Origin of the sequence: Microcoleus sp. S13C4, from assembly GCF_036700865.1 — a bacterium.
Lineage (GTDB): Bacteria > Cyanobacteriota > Cyanobacteriia > Cyanobacteriales > Microcoleaceae > Microcoleus.
On sequence record NZ_JAUBPS010000008.1, the window covers coordinates 84,272 to 101,960 of the forward strand.

Annotated in this window: 17 protein-coding genes and 3 pseudogenes; 12 read left to right on the forward strand and 8 right to left on the reverse strand. The window is 45.2% G+C overall.

Annotated features, from left to right (window positions below; translation table 11 throughout):
* Positions 1-31: 31 nt before the first annotated feature.
* On the forward strand, positions 32-565 hold the full coding sequence (ruvC, locus tag QT996_RS05940) for a crossover junction endodeoxyribonuclease RuvC (RefSeq protein ID WP_172187982.1): 534 nt from the start codon (positions 32-34) through the stop codon (positions 563-565).
* 7 nt (positions 566-572) lie between these two features.
* On the opposite strand, the pseudogene QT996_RS05945 reads toward ruvC, so the two are convergent.
* The 3 genes and pseudogenes from QT996_RS05945 to QT996_RS05955 form a co-directional block, all read right to left on the reverse strand.
* Positions 573-1,022: pseudogene (locus QT996_RS05945) on the reverse strand (Uma2 family endonuclease); the annotation flags it as partial.
* Positions 1,023-1,041: 19 nt separating this feature from the next.
* Positions 1,042-2,280 (reverse strand): annotated as a pseudogene (locus QT996_RS05950) (ISAs1 family transposase).
* Positions 2,281-2,416: 136 nt separating this feature from the next.
* The gene (locus tag QT996_RS05955) at positions 2,417-2,557 is read right to left on the reverse strand and encodes a hypothetical protein (RefSeq protein WP_445304540.1); all 141 of its coding nucleotides are present in this window, start codon (positions 2,555-2,557) and stop codon (positions 2,417-2,419) included.
* A gap of 369 nt (positions 2,558-2,926) precedes the next feature.
* Here QT996_RS05955 and QT996_RS05960 point away from each other — a divergent pair, with 369 nt between their 5' ends.
* The gene (locus tag QT996_RS05960; protein WP_333045230.1) at positions 2,927-3,301 is read left to right on the forward strand and encodes a hypothetical protein; all 375 of its coding nucleotides are present in this window, start codon (positions 2,927-2,929) and stop codon (positions 3,299-3,301) included.
* A 224-nt stretch (positions 3,302-3,525) separates the two neighbouring features.
* On the opposite strand, the gene QT996_RS05965 is transcribed toward QT996_RS05960, so the two are convergent.
* A complete protein-coding gene (locus QT996_RS05965; protein WP_333045231.1) occupies positions 3,526-3,795 on the reverse strand; it encodes a hypothetical protein in 270 nt (89 codons plus the stop codon).
* A gap of 215 nt (positions 3,796-4,010) precedes the next feature.
* Here QT996_RS05965 and QT996_RS05970 point away from each other — a divergent pair, with 215 nt between their 5' ends.
* From QT996_RS05970 to QT996_RS05980, 3 genes are all read left to right on the forward strand, one after another.
* The gene (locus QT996_RS05970; RefSeq protein ID WP_333045232.1) at positions 4,011-5,234 is read left to right on the forward strand and encodes a hypothetical protein; all 1,224 of its coding nucleotides are present in this window, start codon (positions 4,011-4,013) and stop codon (positions 5,232-5,234) included.
* Positions 5,235-5,244: 10 nt separating this feature from the next.
* Positions 5,245-5,484 (forward strand): hypothetical protein, encoded by a 240-nt coding sequence (locus QT996_RS05975; protein ID WP_333045233.1) that lies wholly within the window; start codon positions 5,245-5,247, stop codon positions 5,482-5,484.
* 333 nt (positions 5,485-5,817) lie between these two features.
* A complete protein-coding gene (locus QT996_RS05980) occupies positions 5,818-6,453 on the forward strand; it encodes a restriction endonuclease subunit R (RefSeq protein WP_333045234.1) in 636 nt (211 codons plus the stop codon).
* An 80-nt stretch (positions 6,454-6,533) separates the two neighbouring features.
* Here QT996_RS05980 and QT996_RS05985 read toward each other — a convergent pair whose 3' ends face one another.
* From QT996_RS05985 to QT996_RS05995, 3 genes are all read right to left on the reverse strand, one after another.
* Complete coding sequence (locus tag QT996_RS05985; RefSeq protein WP_190745620.1) at positions 6,534-6,869, reverse strand: ribulose bisphosphate carboxylase small subunit; 336 nt, start codon at positions 6,867-6,869, stop codon at positions 6,534-6,536.
* Between the two features lie 45 nt (positions 6,870-6,914).
* Entirely contained in the window at positions 6,915-7,325 is a 411-nt protein-coding gene (gene rcbX / locus QT996_RS05990) for a RuBisCO chaperone RbcX (RefSeq protein ID WP_333045236.1), read from the reverse strand.
* Positions 7,326-7,461: 136 nt separating this feature from the next.
* Positions 7,462-8,892 (reverse strand): form I ribulose bisphosphate carboxylase large subunit, encoded by a 1,431-nt coding sequence (locus tag QT996_RS05995; protein WP_333045238.1) that lies wholly within the window; start codon positions 8,890-8,892, stop codon positions 7,462-7,464.
* 603 nt (positions 8,893-9,495) lie between these two features.
* On the opposite strand from QT996_RS05995, the gene QT996_RS06000 reads away from it, so the two are divergent.
* The 4 genes from QT996_RS06000 (at position 9,496) to panB (ending at position 15,678) form a co-directional block, all read left to right on the forward strand.
* Positions 9,496-11,253 carry a serine/threonine-protein kinase gene (locus QT996_RS06000; protein WP_333045239.1) on the forward strand — a complete coding sequence of 586 codons (1,758 nt, stop codon included), beginning with the start codon at positions 9,496-9,498 and terminating at the stop codon, positions 11,251-11,253.
* A gap of 230 nt (positions 11,254-11,483) precedes the next feature.
* Positions 11,484-12,776 (forward strand): ATP-binding protein, encoded by a 1,293-nt coding sequence (locus QT996_RS06005; RefSeq protein WP_333045241.1) that lies wholly within the window; start codon positions 11,484-11,486, stop codon positions 12,774-12,776.
* A 165-nt stretch (positions 12,777-12,941) separates the two neighbouring features.
* Positions 12,942-14,615: a tetratricopeptide repeat protein gene (locus QT996_RS06010; RefSeq protein WP_333045242.1), complete on the forward strand. Its 1,674-nt coding sequence runs from the start codon at positions 12,942-12,944 to the stop codon at positions 14,613-14,615.
* Between the two features lie 286 nt (positions 14,616-14,901).
* Positions 14,902-15,678 (forward strand): 3-methyl-2-oxobutanoate hydroxymethyltransferase, encoded by a 777-nt coding sequence (panB, locus tag QT996_RS06015; protein ID WP_333045243.1) that lies wholly within the window; start codon positions 14,902-14,904, stop codon positions 15,676-15,678.
* A gap of 61 nt (positions 15,679-15,739) precedes the next feature.
* Here panB and tatA read toward each other — a convergent pair whose 3' ends face one another.
* Positions 15,740-15,931: a twin-arginine translocase TatA/TatE family subunit gene (gene tatA, locus QT996_RS06020; RefSeq protein ID WP_333045245.1), complete on the reverse strand. Its 192-nt coding sequence runs from the start codon at positions 15,929-15,931 to the stop codon at positions 15,740-15,742.
* A gap of 128 nt (positions 15,932-16,059) precedes the next feature.
* Here tatA and QT996_RS06025 point away from each other — a divergent pair, with 128 nt between their 5' ends.
* The 3 genes and pseudogenes from QT996_RS06025 to QT996_RS06035 all read left to right on the forward strand — a co-directional run.
* Positions 16,060-16,797, forward strand: coding sequence for a phycocyanobilin:ferredoxin oxidoreductase (locus QT996_RS06025; protein WP_333045246.1), 738 nt, complete (start codon positions 16,060-16,062; stop codon positions 16,795-16,797).
* 72 nt (positions 16,798-16,869) lie between these two features.
* Positions 16,870-17,265: a hypothetical protein gene (locus QT996_RS06030; protein ID WP_333045247.1), complete on the forward strand. Its 396-nt coding sequence runs from the start codon at positions 16,870-16,872 to the stop codon at positions 17,263-17,265.
* Positions 17,234-17,674: pseudogene (locus QT996_RS06035) on the forward strand (ATP-binding cassette domain-containing protein); the annotation flags it as partial. The gene QT996_RS06030 and the pseudogene QT996_RS06035, both read left to right, overlap by 32 nt.
* Between the last annotated feature and the right edge of the window lie 15 nt (positions 17,675-17,689).

The window sequence follows — 17,689 nt, forward strand, 5'->3', positions numbered from 1 at the left end:
AATTCCCCATTTCCAATTACTAATTCTGGCAATGGAAAAACGAATTTTAGGATTAGATCCTGGCTTAGCAAATCTTGGCTACGGGGCAATTTCCTGTCAAATTGTCCCCGGCAAACAAGATAAAAACAGCGTTTCCCTGATTGATTGCGGCGTCATACAAACAACGCCAAAACAGGAAATGGGACAGCGGTTGAAAACAATTTACGACGATTTGCACGAGGTAATTGAACAGATTAAACCTGATCTAGCAATTGCCGAAAAACTGTTTTTTTACAAGATGGGAAATACCATACTTGTAGCGCAAGCGCGGGGCGTTTTGACGCTAGTATTAGCGCAGTGTGGAGTGCCACTATTTGAGTTTACGCCGGCTCAAATTAAGCAAGCTTTGACCGGCCGCGGTAATGCGGATAAATCTGAAGTGCAAGAGGCGGTGGCGCGGGAGTTAGAGTTGGGTTATATTCCGAAACCGGATGATGCGGCGGATGCTTTGGCGGTGGCTTTGACTGGTTGGTACGATGATGATATTTGTCCGAAGAAAATACAGTTGGAAACAGGAAAAATTTGATACAATATCAAATCATCGGCAAATTAAGAACAAATCCGGGCAAGACATCTTCTCCCGATAAAGTCACAGGAAATTGTACAATCTCTATTTCGCGAGAAGGGCGATAAATTTCTACTTGTTCGTCTTGAGGATTAATGAGCCAACCCAACCGCAAGCCACTGTTTAGATACTCCTGCATTTTCTCCTGAAGCGGCCGCAGCGGGTCTGTGCGCGATCGCAATTCTATGACAAAATCAGGACAGATTGGCGGAAATTTCTCTTGTTGTTCTTCTGTTAAAGCAGACCATCTTTCTAAGCTAACCCAAGCGGCATCAGGGGATCTGTCTCCATTATTAGGCAACCGAAAAATTGTTGAAGAACTAAATACTCTCCCTAACAGCGTTTGACGGTTCCACAAGCCCAACTCTGTAATTAAATCGGCTTCTCGATTGCCGCTGACTCCGCCTACGGGTGACAGGGTAAGCGCATCTCAAAGGCTATTGACAAGCGGGTTGAGAGGCATCATCATGGGGGAATAAACAAGCAGCGAGAATAGTCAGCATATAGTTATTATCCATAGCGGCGCGATGGGATTTTTGGCGATTACTACGTTTGCAAGATTGCTCCAGATTTAAAGCATTAAGAGCAATTCGTCGCAGCAAGGCTAGGTTTTGTGGCCCATGACCAGTACGGACGCGACAAGCATCTTCATTCCAGGTGACATCTAAAGTCCAATGCAGACCATTTTCAATACCCCAATGTAGACGGATAGCTTGCCCCACTTTATGAGCATTACATTCCAAACTCGTTAAATAAAACTGAACTTCATGGGTAGTTTTATTCCAAAGATGTCTGACCCGGACTACCATGACAACACATTGAAGACCCACCCAATCTTTTTGGTTATGTAAAGTGGGTAATTGAGAAATAGGAACACACCAACAGGAGCGTTTTTCAGTCCGATGGTGGCCTCGCTCTACTCGTTGGTCATAACTATAGATAATACCTTCAAACCCTTGAGACAATTGTTGCTCAAACCAATCTTTTACTTGTCCGTGAAGTGTAGGATGATTAGCTTTAAGGGCTAAAACGTAATCAGCTTTAGCATAAAAAATTTGGGATGCAATGGCTGTTTGCGTACCCATTGCATCAATCGTAATAATACATCCCGCCATATCTAATAACTCTAATAACGCAGGAATTGCAGTAATTTCATTAGATTTATCTGCTACCTTTACTTGTCCTAAAACAAGACGATATTGACTTTACCAAGCGCTCACTAGATGTAAAGCTGATTTCCCCTGCTCTCTATCGTATGAGCCTTTGATAGTCTTACCATCAATGGGAATTACCTGCGCCCCTACTACCTCAACTATCGATTCTATCCAACGTCGAAAGCATTGCTCAAATACTTTGGGATTAATGCGTTCAAAGACTCGTCGAAATGTATCTGCACTTGGGATACCTCCTGGTAAAGCTAAAAACTGCTCCAACCATTCACATTTACTTAATCCATAATTTTCCATGTCTTCCCATCCATTACCTCCTGCAATTACTGCCAATATTCCAACGCTCAAAATATCTGTTAATGTATGGACACGCGTTCTTTCTACACGAGGGTCTTTGATATCACCAAATACTAATGCCATTTTTTCTGTCAGTGCAGTCGCCTGAGCTATACTCAATCTTTTTGAGCTTTTAATCCTGTGTTTTCGAGATTTGAAACCTGATGCCATAAGACTGACCTGTTAAGTAAGATAGACACTTTTTTCTTACAAGCATACTACATAACATCTTTGATACTCAAATTGTCTCTATCAATCTACAAGTGGGTGCAATAATCTGTATTTTTAAATACAAAATTAGATGCGCTTACCCTGCTACGGGTGACATAATAATGATTTCTCCTTTAGGTGTCCGTTCAAATTGCCAATCTCGATTCATCTGGCATAAACGGTAAAACTGTTCGTCTGTTAGTTCGACAGTATCTAAGTTTAAAATAACAGTTGTCATTTTTCCTAACTACCTATAAATATGAGTCATGCCAACCTATTTTAGCGCTGCTTTTTGTCAATGAACGATGAAAATAATCTAATTTAACATCAGTCCTCTGCAAAAATAGTTAAACTTTGAAATGGGTTTAAACCCCAGGCGGATTAGGACCAAAAGGCTAGATATTGCTCGCATTTAACATCATTTCTATGCAATATCCCTTAAGCTTTGACACAGGTTTAAACCCCAGGCGAACTATTACAAGTCCCAAAGATTAGTGAAAAATGTCATTAAGTGTGATCGCCCAATTCCACCCTCACTCAAAAAAATGCTATAATATCCACTTTAATTGCTAAACTAATCCCGCTACCAGAGTACACAGAAAATAATATGGTGATTATTACCTCCCAACAAATTGCCCAATTTCGCTCGCAATTAGCCGAATATCCCGAAGCCCTAAAAGCCCTAGACGCAATCGAAGATTGCGAAGGTAACATCGAAGATGCAGCGATATCTCTAGCAATTCAAGCAGGACAAGAACCGAATATCTCAGAAAATTGGTTAGATGGATTAGCTAAAAGATGCCGCGTTGCTATCTGCAAATCCGAGGTTAAAGAAGAGTTGACAAACGGACAATTGAATGCAGCTTTTAGAGATTTAGTTGCCGCAAAAATTTGTCCGGAGATTTTGGTGACATCGGTGATTATTTATGTATTTAAAACGGGGGTGGATAATTTTTGCGAGCCTCTTGAATATAAACTGTGAAGCCATCGATACAGTTAAGCTCGCCGCCATTTTATAAAACATCCTACTAAATCTGGGTTAAAAAATCTCCTTTATTGTCAGTCCGCGAAGGCGCGTGGCTGCGCGCCAGCGCTTGGACGAAAGTTGGACTCTTGAGCGATTTCAATCGCCCCCTGTTAGAAATTTTTAGCGCGGATTTGCTATAAAACAGGATATACCGAGGCGATCGCAACTCTTACTCTTCTCTACCCCTTTGCACTACTGTACCCAGCCGGCCTCAAATCCGGCGACAAACGCAAAGATTTCCCCAGCAAACGAGCAAGTTGCCCTAAAAAATTGGCAGTATCTTCGTCACCTTCGCGGGCCATTGAAGCCGATATCTGGATGAGCATTTGCACAAATCCCGCATCAATTAAATCGGAATACGAACTCAAAACCTCCGGTTCTTGACCGTTGGGACACGTAAGCACTCGCTCGATCAAGTTCAAATAAGCCTCTTGGCGTTCTGGATTCATTTTGGGAGGATACAGTAAATAATTTATTATTACGTTTAACTCAGCCATGTCAATCAGGCGATCGAATAAGCGATCCCCGTTTTTACTCTAGGAACTCCATTCAGTCGGGAATAGACAGAAGCTTAAAGAAAATCTTAAGTTTCTCAATGCTAGTTTAGTCGAGGTAAGATGCTCTTCGGCGCACCCTACTATTACGGGACTTAGGAATATACAAAATGAAAATAGGAATATTTTTAGGAAATCTAGGAAATCCCGCCATCTACTATCCCAAACTCGCCACAATTACCGGCGGAGTCGCGGCCAGCATTTTTCTTTGCCAATTATTGCAATGGCAATCACAACAGTCCAACTCCGGCGAATGGGTGAAAACTAACAGCAGCGAAATAGAAAAAGCCACTGGTTTGAATCACGAAGAACAAGAACTCGCGAGACGCCTGCTAAAAGTGCGATCGCTCCTGAAAGAAAAATTAACAAATCCCAACACGGACACCATACAACTCTGGGCGGACATTGACGCTTTCGAGGAAAAATTCAATAACTTTTGGACACCGAATCCGCCAGATATCATAACACAGATAAGCCACGAAACTCACACTCCCCCTGTAGAAATCTTCTGCGAAACATCACCCCCAAATCAGGCAGTTAAAACCGACAAATATTTCGGGCAACCTCGCCAGCAAATAGCCGTTGCTGTCACCCCGAATTACCGATTTAGCGGCCCTTGGAATTCTCAAGAACAACTGCACAACTTTCAGCGAGCTTTAGAAGCATATGCTCAAGAGCGCAACTTAGGATTTGGCAATCCTTCTGGATGGGCATTTAAAATTATTGACAGCATGACAAAAGGCTTAACCTCGACTTTTTGGGATGAATTTATCGCCGGAATTCCTTTAGGAGAAAGTCAGAAAGTTAAGCGAGATTGGGAAATCGAGCCGGAAGTGCCTTATCCTGCCTTTGAAGAAGAGCGAATTCAGTATTACGTGCACAAAGGCGAACCGCTGGAAGCAGCAGTATCTAAAGCCCGTGCTGATTTGAGAAACCCGGTTTTGGGCAAAGATTTGTGGGAGGGATTTTTGCGAAAGTGCGATCGCCTTGCTGATGATGCACTGAAAGCCAAAAACCAAGGCGTTGACACCCCGTATTTGCCCTCTTCGTTCAACGAAAAACCTCAAATCACCAAGGATAGCGTAATGCGGAAGTTAGGGGCGATCGCGCCGCAATTTGCCCTGAATCAATCCACATCCGACCCGATTCCCGAACCGCCAAAAATTGAAGAAAAAGAATCGCCAACGCCGGGGGAAATTCCCAGTATTTCTTCTTTGCAAAAAGCTTACAAAACCCCTCTCGGTCGAAGTATAGTTGAAAAACAAATCGCTGCTAACCCAGACTGGGGTTACGAAATAGTTGACGGTGAAATAGTAGAATCTATCCCTTTTTAATAAGACAACTATGCAACCAATTAGCGATATCAATCCCCAGGGGGTCGAGCGACCGAATCCTTCACAAATCGAAAGAGAAAAACTCCAGCAGCAAAGGTTGCAGCGAGAAAAAGAGGAAGGATATCAAACATTAGTTGAACTCTGCGATTTAGGCGAATATGACATGGCCCAGCAGTTGGCCAATCGACAGTTTTATTGGGGTTATGAAATAGTTGATGGGATGGTGATGGAAAGGAAAAGGATAGATTAGAGATTACCCAAACTCTGGACACCGCGCCTGGCCCTTTCCCTACAATTAATCGCGCGATGGTTACATCAGAAAAGGAAGATTGATGATTATGGAGTAGGGAAATGACCAGGCGCGGTGTCCTCCTGATCATTCCGGTACTTGTGCTACTTATCATTCCGGTACTTGTGCAAGTTGACTACCGCAATCTCTATAGCAATCCTTGCAGGAGTCGTAAATTTTTTACCCCACCCCAACCCTCCCCGAACCCGCTCGCTCAGGAGTAAGAAATTCACAAATGATGCAATGATTGCTATATGTTAGAATTCTAACTAAAACTTAAATAACTATCCAACTATGACAACTATTAATGCCAAAAACCTAACGTTAGCAGAAGTACACCGTCTGTTCGGCTTTCAAAAACAGTACACTAACTCATTTACCTCTCTGTTATCCCTTGAAGATATCACAGAACACGAACAGCAAGAAATTATACAAATTAGGGAGGACTTCGATGACTACATTTCAACTGATCGAGTTTCTGAAGGACTGGTAAAAGCTCTGACTACCTTTCCCCTAATGCGATTGGCTGGCTTCTACCGCCGCCCGATTAAAATTAGTTTAGAACAAGACATCGCCGAAATTAACATTGAAGATGAAGATACTATCATTAAAGGAAGATTTGATATTTTAGCTGTCAACAGGATAAAACCCATCATAAGCGATACATATTTTTGGGTTTTGGCCATTGAAAGTAAAAATTCTGCAATCAACGCATTGATGGGTTTATCCCAATTGCTAACCTATGCTTATCAAAATTTAAAATATCAGGATACAATCTGGGGCTTGACAACAAACGGAATGCACTATCAGTTCGTCAATATTGTGGGGGGCAATAACCCAACCTATCAGTTAATGCCTTTGCTAAACCTGATGGAGTCCGACTCTTCAATTTTGTTGCTGCAAGTGTTAAAAGCTATTTGCAAACTATAAAAAAAGAGGCAGGGAAAATTCCCCGCCTCCAATCTGCAATGACTGTTAACCTAAAATTTAGATTAGTCAGCCAATACTTTTTAGTAGCCTCTGGTGTTAGGCTTGTGCACGATGAAGCTCAGCACTTGGCATTGCTTCACGTTGTCAAAACCCATGACGCGGATGTAGCAGCTAGGATTTTCTTGACGGCAAGCTTGAACTTCAGCCATGATTTCTTGGACGCTGCGAGCACCAAACAAAGGCAACTTCCACAAAGTCCAGTAGCGCATTTCAGCAGCAGAGGTTTCGTTGAATTCTACGCCGGGAATGTAGCCTTGATCCAGGATGTACTGGAGTTGTTTGGCAATTTGGGCGTCTGTCAGCGGGGGCAAATAGGACAGAGTTTCGTAACGACGCTCTTTAGGTAAAGTCTTCATTTTTTGTATCTCTAAGGTGTGTGTTCGATCGCACTTGTCGATCGATTAACTCGACAAATTATCCAGATTCGGTTCAGAATCTATTGATGTTTCAGGATTACTGCTAGGAACAGACCAATTAAGTTGCGTAGTTCGCTCTAAATGCTGGCGTCTGTGTTCCATATTCGCCTGTTGAATGCCAGTACAAACCATTTCTGGCAAAAATTCCGTCACATCGTGAGCCAGATACTCTCGCACAGTCATGATCCGAAATCCTAAATCTTGATTTTCCAAAAGCAACTGTTGAATGTAAGCTTCTCCATCTTGGATTTTGCCCTTAGTGGAAAAATCATTCAACCAGATTGCCAAAGGAGGATTGGTTTCGCTCAACTGAGCGACCACCATCCGCACGGATTGATAGGTTAGGTAACTTGCCAGCACCTTAGCGGTGTCTTTCGCAACTTGTTTGAGATCCATTTTGACCCCAGCTCCCTCAAATTTTAGATTTTGGATTTTAGATTTTGGATGCAAACTTACTTGTAAATCTTCTTCAAAGATAAAGACTTCCCAGCAAGTTTGCGACCTAAAACCTAAAATCTCAAACCAAAAATCCTTAAAGGGTATCCATTGCCTCGAACTCAAACTTGATTTCTTTCCAGAGTTCGCAAGCAACAGCCAGTTCAGGAGACCATTTGCAAGCTTCGCGAATTACGTCGCCGCCTTCGCGCATCAAGTTGCGGCCTTCGTTACGAGCTTGGACGCAAGCTTCCAAAGCAACGCGGTTAGCAGTTGCACCAGGTGCGTTACCCCAAGGGTGGCCCAAGGTGCCGCCGCCGAACTGCAAGCAGGAGTCGTCGCCGAAGATTTCCACCAAAGCCGGCATGTGCCAGATGTGGATACCACCAGAAGCAACCGGCATGACACCGGGCATGGAGGCCCAATCTTGGGTGAAGTAAATACCGCGGCTGCGGTCTTCTTCGATGTGGTCTTCGCGCATCAAGTCTACGAAGCCCATCGTGATGCCTTTTTCGCCTTCGAGTTTGCCCACAACTGTACCGGAGTGCAGGTGGTCGCCGCCGGACATCCGCAAGCACTTGGCAAGCACGCGGAAGTGGATACCGTGGTTTTTCTGACGGTCAATCACGGCGTGCATGGCGCGGTGAATGTGCAGCAAAATACCGTTGCGGCGGCACCATTTGGCCAAGGTGGTGTTTGCAGTGAAACCACCGGTCAGGTAGTCGTGCATGATGATGGGGGTTTTGATTTCCTTAGCGAACTCAGCCCGCTCCATCATTTCTTCGCAGGTAGGGGCAGTTACGTTGAGGTAGTGACCCTTGACTTCGCCGGTTTCTGCTTGGGCTTTTTCAATAGCTTCTTGAACGAACAAGAAACGATCGCGCCAACGCATGAACGGTTGCGAGTTGATGTTTTCGTCGTCTTTGGTGAAGTCCAAACCGCCGCGCAGAACTTCGTAAACGGCACGGCCGTAGTTCTTAGCAGACAGACCCAATTTGGGCTTAATTGTACAGCCCAGCAAAGGACGGCCGTACTTGTTCAATTTGTCCCGCTCAACGGTAATACCGTGAGGAGGGCCTTGGAAGGTTTTCAGGTAAGCAATGGGAATCCGCAAGTCTTCCAACCGCAGAGCACGCAGAGCTTTGAAACCGAATACGTTACCGACCAAAGAGGTCAGCAAGTTGGTGACGGAACCTTCTTCAAACAAATCCAAAGGATAAGCAATGAAGCAGATGTATTGGTTGTCTTCACCGGGAACTGGTTCGATGTCGTAGCAGCGACCTTTGTAGCGGTCGAGGTCGGTCAGGAGGTCAGTCCAAACAGTCGTCCATGTACCTGTGGAAGATTCAGCAGCCACAGCAGCTCCAGCTTCTTCTGGGGGAACTCCCGGCTGCGGTGTGACGCGGAAAGCAGCCAAAATATCTGTATCTTTCGGCGTGTAGTCCGGCGTGTAATACGTTAGTTTATAGTCTTGAACTCCGGCTTTATACCCAGCCTTTGATTGAGTTTGGGTTTGCGCGTAAGCCATATCTCGCTTCCTAGTATTCGCTTAATTTTTTTGCCCGATCGCAGGCTGTTAAAAATATATCAATAAAGTGTCACTCTCCAATTTTAATATTCTTTTAATCATCATAAGTATTGTTTATTTTCCTTTACATTCCGAAAACATTTGTAACATATCTTATGAAATTCCAGTGGCGAAGGATGCAGGAGGAAAGGCTGGGGATCGCAGAGCGGGGGGGAATTTTGAGCTAGCGAAAGATATGGTGCAGCGAGCCGAACAGCGGATAAATACGGTTTATGTAAAGAATTTAATACTTAAAAATCAGAATTGGTAATGGGTAATGGGCTAGGGTAAGTAGTTAGAAATACCTAAAGTTGTGGTTGGGAGTTAAGATCGATCTCAACTGTGATCCAGTATGCAATCTAAAATCCCAAATCCAAAATCTAAAATCCCGTGACTTCCAGAGCGCCAACTCAAAAATCGACAGCATAGCACATAATATGGACAGGACTTGTGCTCTCAAACCAAATCCGTCGTTACAGCCATTTAACCTCGCTGAAAACCGGGTTTCTGCGTTAGCTGCGCGTAAGTCTACTATGGATATTTAGCCCCATTTTTACTCTGGTTGTGCCTCACCCCCCTTCAAAAGCCGTTCACTGCATCAATCCAGATTGCCCAAGGCCCTACCCTCAGACTTGGGGCAACAATTTTTGTCATAGTTGCGGGGCTCCCCTGCGACTAAAAAATCGCTACGTGCCTCTAGAAAGCCTCGGTTCCGGGGGTTTTGCAGCGATTTTCACAGTTTGGGACACAGAAACTGAAACCGAGCGCGTCCTGAAAGTGTTGCTGGAAACTTCCCCGAAAGCGCTGAAACTCTTCGAGCAAGAAGCTTGGGTTTTGGCACTTCTGCGGCACCCGGGCGTCCCTAGAGTCGAGCCTGACGGTTATTTTCACGTCCAAACGCAAAATTTTGCAGGCGGCGAGGGAAATCCTGCTGCGAAGCGGCTGCCTTGTTTGGTAATGGAAAAGATTCACGGCAAAACTTTAGAAGAGGTTCTCAACGAGCACCCTCAAGGATGTCCGCAGGAATGGGTGTTTAGTTGGCTGAGTCAAGCTGTGGAAATTTTAGAGGAGTTGCACAGGTGTCAGATTATTCACCGCGACATTAAACCCTCAAATTTGATGCTGCGAGACCCGGAATCGCCCCAAGTTTTGCTTAACAAGGGTTTGGGCGGACTGCAATTGGTGACGATCGACTTTGGGGGAGTTAAACAGATGGGCGGTGTCGAATCCGTGGGGAAAGATTCTCGGAGTTCGACGCGGTTGATTTCGCCCGGGTACAGTCCGCCGGAACAAATTGTTGGAGGCGGTGTGGTGCCGGCAACGGATTTTTATGCCCTGGGGCGGACTTGTATTCATTTGCTGACGGGGAAGTATCCGGCGGAAATTGAAGATCCGATGACGGGAGAGTTGCGGTGGCGTCACATTGTATCTGTGAGTCCGGCTTTGGCGAATTTGTTGGACGATATGGTGCGATCGAACGTGCGGGAACGTCCGGCGACGGCTGGCGATGTTCGGGCGCGTTTGCAGGAGATTTATGCTAGGAGTAAGGGCAAAATCGCGATCGCCCCAATCGGTCAAGCTATTTTAGAATTCTGCCGGCAAGTAGTGGTGGTGGGGGCGCAAAAAACTGTCAGCCTGACTGGTGTTGTGTTCGGCGCGATCGCCCAAATCGTAGTAGCTTCTCTGGATACGGGCTGGGAAATGGTACTCGGTGGCGTTGGAGGAACTGCGGGGGCGATCGGCGGTTTGGTTTTGGGCTATGCTTCGCCTCTTGGCCCGGAAATTGCCAGTTTTCTGAATGAAGGTTTGCACCAATTAATGCCTAACATTACTTTCGCTGTGGGGCCCGAAGTGCTGCTGTTTGGGTTGGCGGGGTTCGGAACTGCGATCGGTTTGACGGATGCGGGGAGTTTTCGCCAGCAAAAACAGTATTGGCTGTCTGGATTGATGGGAGCTCAGGGTTATTTGTTGGCGGGTTTGTGCTGGATGGAAGCAACAGCTTCTAGCGGTGTGCAGGGGGTTATTTTGGGAGCTTTTGCGATCGCCTCTCTGACGGTGGGAATGGGTTTGCGGAGCCATCAATTAGTTCACGCTTTGGTAGTCGCTGTTTTTTCTACGGGAATGTTTCTGTTGCTGAATGCTTGGAACATTTTTCCGGGGAGTTTCTTTGGGATTTTGTCACTATCTAACGTTACCTTCGGCTGGCTGCAAGTTTGGGGCTCAATTGTGTTTTTTGGTTTGTTGGGAAGTGCGATCGGGCTTTGTTTGGGAGTCAGCCATTATTTAGTTGTGCCTTTGTTGCGGTGGTTGGGTTGGAAGTAAGAATTAATTAAACATTAAACATTTCACCTCAGATTCATATCCCCCTAAATCTCCCTTAAAAATATTCACTTTGGGTAATCTTGTCCCCTCCTTGTTAAGGGGATCTAGGCGCGATCTCCGGCTTTGAAAACTATTGTGGGGCGGGTCGGAGAGGTGGCCAAACAATCTACAATTTAGATGCTAGACAGCTTATAATCATGAAGAACATTAAATAATAGCCTCAGAGCGCCATGTCAAAAATATTATTAGAATCCTTTCGGACAGCCTATGCAAATATGGAGTTATCGCCGCTGATAACTCCGAAAGAAGTCGAGAACTTCCGAGTAGAATACGGGACGGAAGTCCTCGAACAATTAGAGCAATTAGTCGAAGATGACCCTTCCGGTAGGGGTAAAATTATTTTTAGCGGGCATCGCGGTTGCGGCAAGTCTACACTGTTGGCGGAATTTTGCCGCCAGATGGACGATCGTTATTTTACAGTCTTTTTCTCGATTTCCGACTTGATTGAAATGTCGGATGTCAATCATATCAATATCTTGTTTGCGATCGCAGTTCAGTTGATGGATGCAGCAGAAAAACAGGAAATTCCCATCAAACAATCAATTAAAGAATCATTTTATAACTGGTTTGCCACTAAAACTAAAACAAAAATTGACGAATTGGGCGCCAGCGGATCGGTCGGTTTTAACTTGTTTAAGATGATTACAGGCAAGTTAAAAGCTGATGCAACGATTCGTGAAGAAATAAAACAAGAATTTATTCGCAAAGTTTCTGATTTGGTGGCGACAATTAACGAGATTGCTGCCGTAGTTCGAGAAGGCGCGAAAAAAGACGTAATTGTAGTCATTGATGACCTGGACAAGTTGGATTTAGGTGTCGTTCGCCAAGTTTATCAAGAACATATCAAAGCGCTGTTTTTGCCGAATTTTAGGATGATTTTAACAACTCCTATTTCCGCGCTGCGAGATGTCTCTTTGGCCGCTACCGTGGAAACGGAAACTAACGATCAAATCGTGTTCATGCCAGTCACAAAGCTGTTTAAACGCGGGGAAAGCCGGAATGCTGATGCTGTTGCAATGGCGGAACCGGCGGCGAGATTGAAAGAGATTTTAGCTAAACGCTTGGGAAGCGAATTGATCGAACCGGAAACACTCGATCGCCTTGTTGCATACAGCGGTGGAGTATTGCGAGAATTGATTAGAATTGCGAACGAATGCTGCCGCATTTGTTTGCGGTTGGTGCGACGGAATCCAGAAGCTGCGATTACAATTAATGCCGAGGTGTTTGAGGAAGCGATTAATAAATTGCGGATCGATTTTGATACCCGTTTAGGAACAACTGATTATGAGATGTTGATAGCAACTTACAGAGATTTTAAACCTGCTGACCCGAAAGCACAAGGCTTTTTGGACTTGCTGCATGGGTTATATGTTTTGGAATATCGCAATGCTGTTTTGTGGTACGACATTCACCCGATCGTGCTAGAATTGTTAAAGCAGCGAGATGATTTTTCGCGTGAATAATTTCTTTTATACTCAACAAATAAACTCGGCGGTTGAAACCGCTAGCTAATAAATTTGTTATTGTATAATTTTCGTTCTCGTAGGGGCGGGTTTGACCAGCCATCTCTGGGGAAAACTAACTATCTTGTAAACCCGCCCCTGCCCATGCTGTAACGATGTGACTATATGTCGAATCTCAACAGTCAAAACCAAGATAATTATGATGATTTACTCGTGTCAATTGAAGCGGGTAAAGATATTCTCAACTTGCTAATCGCAGTTTGCGATGATAGCGACTGTCGCGATCGCCTGATTTCGGATTATGAAGCAGAACTCGAACCGGATATCCGCCACTATCGCGTAGAATTGGCGAGGGGTGAACCGAGTTTACGATCGGCGATCGCCAATTTAGTCGAACAAGAAGCATATTTGCAGCAGCGGGGAAAAGCCGTGATCACTGTGACGGGTGTGGAGAAACTGCGGTTTTTTAAACAATTTGGCGAAAGTCGATCGGAACAAGAAGTGTTTTTTGGCTATTTGCAATGGACGCGGGAAGCCTTGCGGGAGTTTCCGTTTTCGATTGTCTTGTGGGTGACGCGACAAATTGAAATTCTGATTAGTAATGAGTCTCCTGATTTTTGGAGTTGGCGAAAAGGTGTGTTTCGCTTTGATACGAAAAAAACTGCGGCTGTTCCCAAAACTGAATTTGAACCGTTTCGATCCCTAGTTGAAGAGGACGATCGGGAACCGCCGAGTTTGATTCCGCTGGAAGATTTGCAGGATTTAATCGCGCGAACCGAACAGAAAAAAGGACTCGAAGACCCGAGTTTGGCAAGTCTTTATGCGAGTATGGGGAGGATTTATTACAGAAGGATCGAGTCGGGAGAGTGCGAAAATTTTCAGCAAGAGTATGAATTGGCGATCGACTGTTTTAAAAAGGCGATCGCCCTTCAACAAGAGTTAGATGTGGAACTGGAATTATCCAGTAGTTTGAGTTATCTCGCCGCACTTTATAAATCCCAAGGAAGGTACTCGGAAGCGGAACCGCTGTTTTTGCAAGCTGTGGAAATAGGCAGGCGAGCGCTCCCAGAAGATGATCCCTGTTTAGCCACTGACCTCAACAATTTAGCCGAACTTTATTATTCCCAAGGAAGGTACTCGGAAGCGGAACCGCTGTATTTGCAAGCTGTGGAAATAGGTAGGCGATCGCTTCCTGAAGACCATCCCAGTTTAGCCATTTACCTCAACAATTTAGCCGGACTTTATCAATCCCAAGCCCGGTACTCGGAAGCGGAACCGCTGTATTTACAAGCATTAGAAATAGACAGGCGCTCGCTCCCCGAAGACCATCCGGATTTAGCTACTGACCTCAACAATTTAGCCGGACTTTATCAATCCCAAGCCCGGTACTCGGAAGCGGAACCGCTGTATTTACAAGGATTAGAAATAGTCATGCGCTCGCTCCCAGAAGACCATCCCAGTTTAGCCATTAACCTCAACAATTTAGCTAAACTTTATCAATCCCAAGGCAGGTACTCGGAAGCGGAACCGCTGTTTTTGCAAGCAGTGGAAATAGACAGGCGAGCGCTCCCAGAAGACCATCCCAGTTTAGCCAGGGATCTCAACAATTTAGCCAAACTTTATTATTCCCAAGGCAGGTACTCGGAAGCAGAACCGCTGTGTTTGCAAGCTGTGGAAATTCTTCGCAGCAAATTGCCAGAAAATCATCCTAATGTTCTCACAGTTTGGGAAAACTATGTTGAGCTGTGGCGGGAAGGAATCAGTAAAGGACATTTGACATTTGAGCAATTGCAAAAACATCCTTTCGGGGAACATTTATTAGCAGAACTTCAGGAATAAATAAAAATATCGCTCTCAGTTACAAATATTGTTAAAATGTACAATATGCAGCCTAGATTGTAGATTATTTAGTCGCTCGCTCGCAGCTTATACATAGTGCTGAGGCGCATCATTGCAGGCGTGCATTGAGTTTTTGCTGGTGCGTGAGACGCTGAATCAAGTTGCTCAATTTGTGACAATTCTTAATCGCCGCGCCTCACACACCCTACAATATGGATTGTATATAATTTGTTATATTTGATATTATAAGTAATAGCAGGAGATAATATTATATTTTGGCACTAAAATGTCAGTCACTACTCATCAATTAATTCAGTGGAAACAACAAGGGCGGTCAATTGTTGCCCTGACAGCTTATGATTATGCGATCGCCCAACTCATCGATCTAGCAGGCGTAGATATCATCCTAGTCGGCGATTCCCTCGCCATGACAGTCTTAGGCTACGACACAACCCTACCCATAACCCTCGATGAAATGCTGCACCACGCTAAAGCTGTGCGTCGCGGAGTTAAACAAGGATTAATTGTGGTGGATTTGCCGTTTTTGACTTACCAAGAAAGTCCCCAGCAAGCCATGCACTCGGCCGGGAGAGCTTTGAAAGAAACCGGCGCTCAAGCTGTAAAATTGGAAGGTGGATATCCAGCAATGGCCGCCACAGTTTCGCAGCTAACATCCGCCGGAATTCCGGTGATGGGGCACGTCGGTTTAACTCCGCAGTCGGTACACCAACTCGGCTACAAAAAACAAGGAAAAACAGTCGAAGCGGGAGAGAGGATTTTGCAAGAGTCGATCGCACTTCAAGAAGCCGGTGCGTTTGCGATCGTCTTAGAACACATTCCCGCAGACTTAGCCGCTCAAATTACCCAAAAATTAACTATTCCCACCATTGGTATCGGCGCCGGGCCGCACTGCGACGGTCAAGTTTTAGTTACTTCCGATTTGTTGGGACTTTCCGAAAAACAGCCGCCTTTTGCCAAAGCTTACGCCAATTTGCGAGAAACAATTACCCAAGCTGTGAATGATTATTCCCTTGAAGTTAGAGAAGGCAAATTTCCCGAATAGGTTCGTAGTGAGGGCTTGAACCCTTAAAAATGAGGACTAAAATCCTCACTACAAACCTAATTTACACTTTCGGCTGGCCCTCTTCCTCTTTATCCTTCTCAACAGCTTCATCCTCAGATTGACCGATGCCATCCTTAAAACTCCGCAGCGTTTTCCCCAAAGCATTTCCCAACTCAGGAATCTTCTTGGGGCCGAAAATTAGTATGGCCACCACCGCAATAATGCCCATTTCGGGCAATCCCAGACCAAACATACAAAAACTCCTGTAAAACTTGCTCGATCGTAAGTCAATCTACTGATATTGTTAAAGTATCTACCTTTTTTCCTGCATCCTGCAACAGTAGAATCAAGTTTTATTAAGCTATCCCCCGATAAATAAGAATGTTAGAAATATCCAAGTCTTCCCTACGCGACCAACAGCACCATCTCATCCGCGATTTAGCCGATCGGATGGAAGCAGTATGGCACCGTTATCTCGACCTCGAACCCTACCACCTGCCCGCTGAGTTGGGATACGTAGAAGGCCGCTTGGAAGGAGAAAAACTGATCATTGAAAACCGCTGCTATCAAACGCCCCAGTTCCGCAAAATCCACCTCGAACTCGCTAAAGTCGGGCCAATGCTGGATATCCTGCACTGCGTGATGTTTCCCAGACCGAATTACGCTTTGCCCATGTTCGGTACGGATATCGTAGCAGGCAAAGGCCAAGTTAGCGCCGCGATCGCAGACCTTTCTCCCCTCAATCCCGATCGAACTTTGTCGGAAACCTACCGAACCCAACTGGAAATTTTGCCAATCAAGCAATTTTCTTGTCCCCGCCAAATTCCCGAATGGGGGGATATTTTCTCAGAATTTTGCCTGTTTGTGCGACCAGAGTCGATCGAAGAAGAAAGCAGATTTCTGGACATAGTTGAATCCTACGTTGAAATTCACTGCAAACAGGCTGTCGCTTCCCAACCAGTCTCTGCCGCCCAAGAATCGACAATTCTCGACGCTCAAATTTACTACTGCACCCAGCAGCAGCAAAACGACAAAACCCGTCGCATACTCGAAAAAGCTTTCGGTAAAGATTGGGCCGAACATTACATGACCGAGGTACTTTTTGATATTCCTAAATAGCGGAAATCACTTTACACTACTTCAGAGTAGGTGGAAAAAACTTAATCAGGAAATCACCTATCTTTATAAGTCATGGTAAAGGAATCACGGGTTAAGGATAAATCATTTTTAAAACCCCCAGGACGAGGAATCATCGGTTTAGCGATCGCTGCCACTGTCGTCACCACAGGAGTCGGTTTTTGGCAAGTATCTCAACTTAGAAAAGCCGAAGAGTTAAAGGCGGCGGCTGCAACGGCTGCTGCAACTCCCGCCTCCACCCGCAGCAGCGTTACAGCTTTGAATAGGTTGACTCCCCAGGGGGAAGTTATCAAATTGTCGGCCCCTTCTGCGTCGGAGGGAGCAAGAATTGAACTGTTGCAGGTGGAAGAGGGCGATCGAGTTATTCAAGGACAGATCGTAGCAGTTCTCGATACGCGATCGGCTCCAAGCAATCCTCGCTCACAATTTGCTCAAATGCTTGAGTGCTAGGCAAAATGTGCAAATGTCTTTAGAACTGCACAGTCATCTTTCTCCCCAAGAAACTAATGATAAAATAGAGGAAATGCTGGAAGCTGTAGGCTTGGGAGAAAGAATAGATTATTACCCCGACAGTCTTTCGGGCGGACAGAAACAAAGAGTTGCGATCGCCCGGGCATTAGTCAGCCAGCCGAAATTAGTATTAGCAGACGAACCCACAGCAGCACTAGACAGTAAATCAGGTCGAGAGGTGGTAGAAATTATGCGAGGTTTGGCAAAAGAACAGCACTGCACTATTTTGCTTGCAACCCACGACAACCGCATTTTAGACATAGCCGATCGCATTATTCACATGGAATACGGCTACCTCGCACAAGACACATCAACAACGGTGGCAACTGGCGTTATTTCGGGAAAATAATATTAATCCACCTAC